Genomic DNA, 9,467 nt, shown 5'->3' with positions numbered 1-9,467 from the left:
TTTCCTAAATAATATCGGTCTTTTTCTAAAAAAGAATAGCAAGGACCTTCCGTTTTAGGTAAAATTAGGTTGGAGACAAAACAATACCTAAAGGAGGCCCTTGCCATGAACTCTATTTTACCACAAAACCAGAATGAAAATGCTGTTTCCAACGATTTCAAATCATTTTTTGTTGAATACCATGTTGGAAAAATACTGAAACATTGTAATGCTTACAAAAAGTCCGGAATCCCGGTTATTACTATCCTTTTATGCATCTTAAGCACCGTATTTACGGGAATGTCTATCTACATGGAAAGGCGAATGGGCTTCAAAACAATCCCATTCGGTAAGGATACGTACTATCGGCTGATGAGTTCCCCAAATATTAACTGGAGACGCTATATATCCATGCTGGCTGCCGCTGTCCATGAGAAAATAATACCTCTTACCAGTGATTCTCGGCGAAATGCGTTAATCATCGATGATTCTCCGTGTAAGCGTAATTGTTCCAGGAAGGTTGAAATGCTTGGAAACTGCCTGGATCATAATGATCATAGGTATTATAACGGCTTCCGCACATTGACTCTGGGCTGGACAGATGGAAATACCTTTCTTCCAGTCAGCTTCTGCCTTCTGACCAATCAGGATCCGGAAAAGCGGAGAAACAAAACTGTTATCCAATTTGATCGTCGTACCAATGCTGCTCATCAGAAACACCTAGCTGAAATAGGCGCTCCGGCTTGTCTCATGGAGCTTCTAAAAGATGCAAAGAAGGCAGGCATTAAGGCAAAACACCTCCTTGCCGATTCCTGGTTTGGCACTCCCAAGACAATTCTGGAAGTTAAAGAACTGGGATATGACATGGTCTGCATGATTAAAACAAACCGTCAGATTGCATTCACCTACAATGAAAAACGCACAATAACCAGAGAAATTCATGACAAAGAATCTGCCAAACAAAGCGACAAAAAGTCACCATTTACAGTCTCGGTCATGGTAACCAGAAAGAATGACAAGAGAGCAATTCCGGCAAAGCTTGTATTTGTACCGCAAGAGAAAAAGCACGATGAATACTTTATCCTTCTGAGCACGGATACAAGTATGGATGCTAATGAAATCATTGCCTTATACGGAAAAAGATGGAAAATAGAAACCTTTTTTCAGACCTGCAAAGGGTTCCTGAAATTTGCCAAGGAAACCCGTGCGATTGACTATAACTCACTGACTGCCCATGTGGCAATCGTGTTTACCAGATATATGATGCTTGCAGTAAAAGAACGAGAAGCCGAAGATGAAAGGACTCTAGGGGAACTGTTTTATATTTGCGTACAGGAAATGCAGGACATCACGGTGGAAGAAGCTTTAAGATTGCTAAATCTTTGGGCTGAATCAATCAGCGAAATCCTCAACAATCCCGAAAACATCGATAAAAACGTAATTCTCAAAGCATTACTTAATGAAACAAGAAAATTCATCAATAGTTTACCAACGTACCTGACCAAGAATCTCCTCAATGCCGCATAAAACATCCCAGTATACTTTGGAATGCAATAATGCAGATTTCATCGGAGCTGCCAGGTTATTTAAGGGTGCGAAGTTTGAGTTATCAGTTCGCAGTTATCAGTGAAGGTGCCCGCTTCAAAATTTGAAAGCGGGCTTTTTTCTATGAAGATTGGTTAAAAGACCATATAAAATGCGGCGCTCATGAATTTGCGCCGCACCAATACTGAGAACTGATAACTATGAACTGATAACTGAAATCAGCCTTTGAATCATTTTCAGAATCCCAAATCCTCATCAATCAAAACTACTTCCATTTCCATATTCCTCATTTTTTTATAGTAAATGACGAGGGCATTGCAGATCCGGTCCGGCGCTCCGCAGTCGTAACATTTGTCTCCCCCATGGGCACTGCAGCCGCATAAAAATTTGTGACGGAGCACGTTTTTGGGGGCGGCGATATTTCTGGTACGCCAGATGGCTTCTTCGAGAGAGGGAGCCATTTTATTTCTGCCCAGCACGAAGTAGACTTTTTTATGGCCAAAGAGGGAACCGGCCGCCCGGTTTCCCGTGCCGTCCATATTGACGAGGACTCCCGTTTCCGAGGCACCGTTCACAGAGCAGAGGAAAATATCGGTGGTGAGGGTTTTTCGAGCCATTTCCAGAAAGGCTTCATTCGTTTCCTTGAAACCCGCCTTTTCCCGGTCTACCGGGAGATGGCGGATGTCATAGACTGTATTGTGGGAAATGAGTTTGTCATAGAGTCCCATTTCCGCCAGGGTCAGGGAATCGCCCATGCCTACGCTGCAGCCGTCGATTTTCCCATTCAGGTACTCTGCCGCTTCTTCCTTCGTTTTGAAGATGCTGCATTCAAACCGGTTCCGCTTAAACGCCCGCCGCGCTTTTTCAAGGTCCATAGGGATCCTCCTTTCTAAGAAATAATTAACTTTTCTTTATTATATCATGGGTATTGATGATCAGTGAATGGAGATTCGTATCGGAGGACATTTGATTCATGAATATCCTGCGAATTTGAAAATGATGTGCTTTACTTATTCTCTTACATACAGATAAAAGCTTTATTTTTATATGCTATAATTAGATAAAAAGTAAAGCTTTTACGGGAGGCAGAGATGTATATCTATCATGGACTGAAGGCAGAGTTGAAACGGCAGGGTCTGTCGATGAAAGAACTGGGGAAGAAAGCAGGTATTTCCTCCCGAACCCTTGCAAAAATTTCCAAAAATCAGAAAGTTTCTGCCGGGGTTCTCCGGCGCATGGGCGGCTATCTGTCTGTGAACGTGGAAGACCTGTATCAGATCGTCCCGGATAATCCTGTGCTTCGGGTTTTGCAGGAAGAAAAAGCCCATCATGTTTCCGGCGGATTTTATCATGAACTTCAGGTAAGAATGACATACAATTCGAATCACATGGAAGGCAGTCACCTGAATGAAGAAGAGACCCGGCTCATTTTCGAAACAAATACCATTCATACAGAGGGTGGAGTATCCGTTGATGATGTGCTCGAAACAGTGCATCACTTCCGGGCCATCGATTATGTGATCGATCATGCGGAAGATCCATTGACGGAGGATATCATCAAAACACTTCATCTGATCTTAAAACGGGATACGGCAGATTCCCGGCTGTCCTGGTTTGCGGTGGGAGACTACAAAAAGAGATCGAATATGGTGGGCGGCAGAAATACGACGTCTCCGGAAAGGGTACATGGGGAAATGGTAAAACTTCTTCGGGAATATGAGCAGCTTTCATCGGTAACACTGGAAGATATCGTGTATTTTCACGTTCGGTTTGAAAGGATTCATCCCTTTCAGGATGGAAACGGCCGGGTGGGAAGGCTCATCGCTCTTAAGGAATGTCTTGCCCATCGAATCGTACCATTCCTGATTGAGGACAGGAAAAAAGATTTTTACTATCGGGGCCTCTATGAATGGGATAGAGAAAGAGGGTATCTCCTTGATACCTGCAGGGACGGGCAGGATACGGTACGAAGACTTTTGAAATATTTTGAAATAGAAGAATAAAATCTGCCGGGACCGAACCGTTCCGAACTGCGGCGGGGATCATTTCTATTGATTTGGGCGTTTGCCGTGATGTGAAGGTTTTTCCTCTTTTGAGACCCTCTATAAAATCGCATCCCATCAGCGCCGCACCTTCACGAATCACGAACCACGAAATCTCACTTTAAACTCTACCGGGGTGTGCCGTGGTGAGGCTAACCCACGAAAACCGAAGTTGACTCAGTTCAATTCATTCGCCCAAAGACTCAAACTGCATTGTCCCTTTTCAAGCGACCACGGATCAATTGATTTCTGCTACACTATAGGCAGAACAAGGGAATGCGCACTCCTTATTAAAAAAACAAGGAGAAAAGAAAATGGAAAAAACTGACAGAACGGAACTGGTATGCATCATTGACAAAAGCGGGTCCATGTGGGGCTATGAGTCTGACACCCTGGGCGGGCTGAACGGGATGATTAAAAAGCAGAAGGAAGAAAAAGGGGAATGCACTCTCACCACCCTCTTCTTCGATACCGATGTACAGACCATTCATGACCATGTGGATATTCAGAAAGTGGCGCCCCTCCCGAAGGACTGCTATGAACCGGGCGGCTGCACGGCCCTTCTGGATGCGATCGGTCTCGGCATCAAGAAAATCAGGGATATCCAGAAGAGCCTCACCCCGGAAAACCGGGCAGACCATATCATTTTCTTCATTACCACGGACGGTCTGGAAAATGCGAGCCATGAATACTCCTACCGCCAGATTAAGCAGATGATTACATCCCTTCAGAAAGAAGGCTGGACCTTCCTCTTCTCCGCTGCCAATATCGATGCAGGAGAAGAAGCAGACAATCTGGGCATCGACAGAAAATTCGTCTCTGCCCATGAAAACAGCCCGGAAAGTATCGATGCCTGCTTTGAGAGGAACTGCAGATTCATGTCGGATATTCGCGGAAAACGGTAATTGCCTGCCGATACTGCCCTTGAGGGCTTTGAGGCGATTGAGCCCTGGGGCGATAGGGTAATGGGGGATTGCCTGCCGATACTGCCCTTGAGGGGTAGAGGTGTTTGAACCGGGAAACGATAGGGTAATGGGGGAATTTGCCTGCCGATAGAGACTTGGAGCTTTGAGGCATTTGAGCCTTAGGATGATGGGAGAATGGGGGAATTGATCTGCCGTTACCGGCTATTACCCATTAGCTATTACCTATTAACCCCAATGTACGGCTTCTCTACCTGCATGGAGTTCCAGTCAATTATCCTATTATCTATTAACCATTACCTATTCCCTATTCCCGGTTTCCTTCACTTTTTAATAACTGTGAACTGATAACTGATCACTGCGAACTGTTCAACCGAAAGGAGTCCTATGAAAAATTTCGAAATTCCGGCGGCGGTGAGAAGCCGCTGCGGGGCCTGGTCCCGCTTTCTGGATGAGAATCTGGATTTTTCCCTGAAATCGGTGGTCCATACGAAGGACCATGAGAAGCGGGTGCTGCTTTTTGCCCTGCTGATGGGAGAGAATCTGGGACTTTCGGAGAAAGATCTGGACATCCTTTCGGCGGCTTCCGTTTTTCATGATACGAGGCGGCAGGATGACTGGCTGGATACGGGTCACGGAGCGCGGGCGGCGGCGTATTATGAAGCGTACTGCGGGAAGAAGGGCTTTCCTTTTCATCCGGAAGTTTCTGCCATCATGGCTTTTCATGACCGGGATGATGAAAAGGGAAATACCTATATCCGGAAAAATTTCAAAGATTACAAAAGAGTCCTTCTTCTCTACCATATTTTCAAGGACGCCGATGCCCTGGACCGTTTCCGCCTGGGAGAAGGCGGGCTGGACGAAAAGTACCTTCGGACGGACGAGGCGAAAGAACTCGTCAGCTTCGCCCGGAATCTGGTGAATGGAGTGATCAGATATTAGTTGGCTAATCACTAACCATCCCGCACATCCGCTCTTGCACAATAAAATCCCCTGTTTTACAATATTTCCAAAAGATTCGGAATGGATTGGAAAGAGGCCTCATTGATGAAGGATTTTATTCGTCCGCTGCTGGATGTGAATGGCGATGGAAAGCTGACTTTTGATGATGTATTGAAGGCCATCGACGAAATCGAAGATGGTATGGAGCATGCCAAAAGCCGGGGAGTACGGACAGCTGCGCCGGGCTCAGTCATTTATGTACAGCGCAGGCTCATCAAACATTACGGCATTTTTGAGGGGAATGACAAGGTGATCCACCTGTCTTATACCCTGAAACCGACGGTAGTATTACCTGCCATCATCCATGAGTCCTCGGTGGATGATTTTCTCGAAGGGGACCCGGGATTCCAGGTGGTTGATTTTTCTGATGTGAAATGGGCCTATTCCAATGAGGAAACCCTGAAGCGGGCCAGAAGCCGGCTGGGGGAAATCGGGTACGAACTTTTCACGGACAATTGCGAACACTTCGCCCTCTGGTGCAAACTGGGCGAAATGCGTTCCCGCCAGGTGGATGATCCCATTCACAGCCTTCCCATCAGCGACCAGAGGAAATACGAAGAGAAATGAGTGGTCAGCTTTTAGTTATAGATTCCCAATCAAAATGGTCCGCATTCAGATGAAGCGGACCATTTTGATTGAGCGTCAGAACCTCAGTTGGTGAAAATAGTATGGAATGTGGAAGTCGTTAATGGATAACGGCTGACAATTCATTACCTCGGTTTTGTCGTATTTATTTTTCGGTTTTGATTTTAAAGGTGGGCATATCATATCCGGAGACCAGCCATAAACCTTTTCGCTTTGCTCCCTGCCTGTGCAGGATTCCAATTCTTTTGAGAGCAGCAATAGATTTATTTATGGTGGATTTGGATAAGTTCAGGGCCAAAGCAATCTGAGAAATAGTCATGTTGGGATTATTTCGGATTTCGGACAGGATTCTGGCTTGAGTTTTAGTCATTTGGGGTTTGATACCAGATGTCGATTTAGAAGGAATTGACTCTTCTTCAGGATTATCTTTTATGCTGTGAATATGATTTAACGGGATTGTTACCATAATTGAATTCTCATGAAATTCAAAAGCCTTTTTCCCGTAAAGGTTCGTAATTACAGGAACACCTCTTCCGGTTTTTTCACTGATATGTAACTGCAGGAATATTTCCGATAATTTATGATTAACTGGAATAGATTCCCCGGCAAAAAATCCTTCTATCGTCTGGTCGGGCGGAAGAAATCCACGAGAAAGAATTTCAATCCGATCCGAGAAAAATGTAAACATAGGTTCATTTCCGGATAGCCAGTTATTATGCAGAAAGGCATTAATGATTGCTTCACGAAATGCCCTGTTTTCAAATAATGGGATGTCCTTTCTTTCAACAATACGATTCGTTTCATCTACCTGAATGAGATTTAAGACATCGCCATATTGAAGTACTTCATCAAGTGAATAAAGCAGGCATTGATAGCCAAATTCACGAATAGAATACAGTTTATCGGATTTGCTTTTCCCTGAGAATATGGAAAATCGAATCGGTACATGGGAGTTATCAGATAATAACTGAGCCATTATATTATATTTCCCATCGGGAGTCAGAAGCCCGAGGTTTTTCTTAAAAGTATCTTTATTTAATGAAATTCCCTTGATGTTATAGTAGGTGAGCAGTCTTTCAAATGTTAAGTCCTGATAATTGGATTCTGTATTTTCAATCGTTGGATATCCATTTCTTAATATGCTGAAAAGATAGGATTCCCGTTCCGGATACTTATCCAGCCTTTCTTTACTGGAACCGATTCGGATATACCTGGTTCTCTGGTAGGCGGTCGGGACAGTTTTGGCTGCCGGTATACTCAGTACGACCACACGCCTGGTAAACATTGTGGTTTCCCGGAAGATGAAGTTGAGATCCGGGGTAAGTTGACGCTCAAGATAATGAATTAATGGTTCCCCTCTGACATCACGGTTATAATTAAAACTGGTTCCGGTTATTTCATGAGTACTATCATTGATTCCCCATACAAAATAAGCCAGAGATCTTCCCGTGAAAGCAGCTGCGTTTGAAAGGGCAGAAATATATTGCCCTAATTGATCGGCGTCAAACCAGTTTTCCTTGAATTCGAACCATTCTGCCTCGTATTCAAATGTGCGAAGGTCATTGATAACTGTTTCTATATTGAACATAGGACACCTCATTTTGATTGCGATTTTTAATTCAATTATAGTGTAACATAAGGTGGCGGGAATTACACTATAAACGTTCGGTGGTGGATTTTACAGGAGAATCTGTTCTGGAAAATCCGATCAGATCGAACTCTTTCAGAAAATATCATGGATTTAAAGTGTAATTTAAAGTGTAATTTCTATTTAATTTTTTTACACTTAAAAAGACCCGCTTCCAGATTGGAAATGGGCCATAATCATTGGGAAGTAACAGCATGTTACGCATAGCCGGCGCGGATAGGGCAAAATGACTTGAAAGTTCCGCTGCCCGCCTGCGTACAATGCAGCTGAGAAATAATAACTATGAACGGATAACTTTAACTGGTTGATACACTAACGGCTAACCGCTCTCTCACTTGCTCCAGTCGTGATTATATACATCATAATCTTTCTGTTTCTTCAGATATTCGATGGAAAGGTCGATATCTTTCAGAAGGGCCTCTTTGTCTCTCGGAAGAGTGGCAGCGAGGCGGATATAGTTGGAAACGTGATTGCTGCGGAAAATCATGTGCTCTGTTTCCGGGAGGTCCAGATGCTCTATGATGACTTTCAATTCTTCCATGAGGCCTGCCGGAGTCAAAGGAGTGAATTCTCCCCGTTCGAACTGGTCTTTCAGTTCACTTCCGCGATAGAGCATGAGACAGAGGGCGGAAAGATGGGTCGGTTTGATTTCATTGATGGCATGAGCCGTAGCCAGGGCATGGCGCTCGCTTCCCGGGACTCCTGCGATGCCAAGGATGATCATAATGGAAAGATCCATACCGGCTGCCCGGACACGCTTCCCTGCTTCGATGGACTGTTCTCCGGTGACCCCTTTTCTGATATCTTTCAGCGTCTCACTATCTCCGCTTTCCATTCCGTAGTAAAGGAGCTGGAGACCGGCCGCACGGAGCTGTTTCAGTTCGTCCACGGATTTCCGGAGGATATCTCCCGGCGCCGCATAGGAAGAAACCCTTTCCAGATTCGGGAAATATTTCTTCAGGGTGTACAGGATATTCAGAAGCCGTTCTGTCGGAAGCACCAGGGCATCGCCGTCGGCCAGGAATACTCTCCGGATTCCTTCGGCATCGATGGTATAGGCGATGGCAATCTGGCGCATGATCTGTTCGTCAGATAATTTTTCAAACTTCACGCCCCGATACATATTGCAGTAAGTGCAGTGATTATGGGCACACCCGCGGGTCACGCGGAGAATAAAAGAATCCGCTTCGCTTGGCGGACGGAAAACAGGAGTATCATAATCATCAAAAAAATAACCGGGCATGGAAGTCATCCTTTCAACGGAAAGCCAGGAATTTCTGGTTTGGAAATAAGATTGAATCATTACGAAGGCTATTGTAACACATCTCACACAAAAACACAATTAAAAATTTAAATGTGTTTATTCGTTTGCATGCTGCCTTTTGCGGATAGATGCACATGGAGGGAATCGTTCTTCGTGGTTCGTTGTTCGTTCTTCGGGTCCCGGGAATGGGTATCCTCAATCGTGGCCCGTGCTCCGTGGTCCGTGAAGGTGGCGTCCTTCGGGCGCAGTATATATGGGGATTTGTACACAGGCTTATGATGTTGGATTGTCCAGTATAACCTGAATCGTGGTTCGTGAATCGTGGTTCGTTCTTCGGGTCTATAATTTACCCAAGATTAAATAAATTCAAAAACTGACTACCCCAAATTAAATAGATGGAAATTCGAGAACGACGCCAAAAGAGAAATGCTAAAATCATGTTAAGCATTAGTTTTTGACATAGAAAGGAAGATCTAAAC

At 44.6% G+C, this 9,467-nt stretch carries 8 protein-coding genes; 5 read left to right on the top strand and 3 right to left on the bottom strand.

Going from position 1 to position 9,467, the window contains the following annotated elements; genetic code table 11:
* Window positions 1-105: 105 nt before the first annotated feature.
* Window positions 106-1,506 carry an IS4 family transposase gene (locus VZT47_RS07935; RefSeq protein WP_330224436.1) on the top strand — a complete coding sequence of 467 codons (1,401 nt, stop codon included), beginning with the start codon at window positions 106-108 and terminating at the stop codon, window positions 1,504-1,506.
* A gap of 254 nt (window positions 1,507-1,760) precedes the next feature.
* Here VZT47_RS07935 and VZT47_RS07930 read toward each other — a convergent pair whose 3' ends face one another.
* Window positions 1,761-2,399, bottom strand: a complete 639-nt coding sequence (locus VZT47_RS07930) for a lactate utilization protein (protein ID WP_330224435.1) — start codon at window positions 2,397-2,399, stop codon at window positions 1,761-1,763.
* A 216-nt stretch (window positions 2,400-2,615) separates the two neighbouring features.
* Between VZT47_RS07930 and VZT47_RS07925 the strand changes: the two genes are divergently transcribed.
* The 4 genes from VZT47_RS07925 (at window position 2,616) to VZT47_RS07910 (ending at window position 6,058) form a co-directional block, all read left to right on the top strand.
* Complete coding sequence (locus VZT47_RS07925; protein WP_330224434.1) at window positions 2,616-3,527, top strand: Fic family protein; 912 nt, start codon at window positions 2,616-2,618, stop codon at window positions 3,525-3,527.
* Window positions 3,528-3,880: 353 nt separating this feature from the next.
* Window positions 3,881-4,471, top strand: a complete 591-nt coding sequence (locus tag VZT47_RS07920) for a vWA domain-containing protein (protein ID WP_330224433.1) — start codon at window positions 3,881-3,883, stop codon at window positions 4,469-4,471.
* A 405-nt stretch (window positions 4,472-4,876) separates the two neighbouring features.
* On the top strand, window positions 4,877-5,431 hold the full coding sequence (locus tag VZT47_RS07915) for an HD domain-containing protein (RefSeq protein WP_330224432.1): 555 nt from the start codon (window positions 4,877-4,879) through the stop codon (window positions 5,429-5,431).
* A 105-nt stretch (window positions 5,432-5,536) separates the two neighbouring features.
* Window positions 5,537-6,058, top strand: coding sequence for a lecithin retinol acyltransferase family protein (locus tag VZT47_RS07910; protein ID WP_330224431.1), 522 nt, complete (start codon window positions 5,537-5,539; stop codon window positions 6,056-6,058).
* Window positions 6,059-6,221: 163 nt separating this feature from the next.
* Here VZT47_RS07910 and VZT47_RS07905 read toward each other — a convergent pair whose 3' ends face one another.
* Together VZT47_RS07905 and VZT47_RS07900 are read right to left on the bottom strand one after the other, a co-directional pair.
* On the bottom strand, window positions 6,222-7,664 hold the full coding sequence (locus VZT47_RS07905) for an RNA-binding domain-containing protein (protein ID WP_330224430.1): 1,443 nt from the start codon (window positions 7,662-7,664) through the stop codon (window positions 6,222-6,224).
* 391 nt (window positions 7,665-8,055) lie between these two features.
* Window positions 8,056-8,967: a radical SAM protein gene (locus tag VZT47_RS07900; protein WP_330224429.1), complete on the bottom strand. Its 912-nt coding sequence runs from the start codon at window positions 8,965-8,967 to the stop codon at window positions 8,056-8,058.
* Window positions 8,968-9,467: the final 500 nt, after the last annotated feature.

Origin of the sequence: Dialister sp., assembly GCF_036343215.1 — a bacterium.
GTDB lineage: Bacteria > Bacillota > Negativicutes > Veillonellales > Dialisteraceae > Dialister.
Note: the sequence above shows the minus strand (reverse complement) of the source record. Positions and strands in the feature narration are given on the sequence as shown.

Coding starts and splice junctions, on each gene's coding strand:
- VZT47_RS07935 (WP_330224436.1), top strand. CDS start 106: ATGAACTCTATTTTACCACAAAACCAGAATGAAAATGCTGTTTCCAAC.
- VZT47_RS07930 (WP_330224435.1), bottom strand. CDS start 2,399: ATGGACCTTGAAAAAGCGCGGCGGGCGTTTAAGCGGAACCGGTTTGAA.
- VZT47_RS07925 (WP_330224434.1), top strand. CDS start 2,616: ATGTATATCTATCATGGACTGAAGGCAGAGTTGAAACGGCAGGGTCTG.
- VZT47_RS07920 (WP_330224433.1), top strand. CDS start 3,881: ATGGAAAAAACTGACAGAACGGAACTGGTATGCATCATTGACAAAAGC.
- VZT47_RS07915 (WP_330224432.1), top strand. CDS start 4,877: ATGAAAAATTTCGAAATTCCGGCGGCGGTGAGAAGCCGCTGCGGGGCC.
- VZT47_RS07910 (WP_330224431.1), top strand. CDS start 5,537: ATGAAGGATTTTATTCGTCCGCTGCTGGATGTGAATGGCGATGGAAAG.
- VZT47_RS07905 (WP_330224430.1), bottom strand. CDS start 7,664: ATGTTCAATATAGAAACAGTTATCAATGACCTTCGCACATTTGAATAC.
- VZT47_RS07900 (WP_330224429.1), bottom strand. CDS start 8,967: ATGCCCGGTTATTTTTTTGATGATTATGATACTCCTGTTTTCCGTCCG.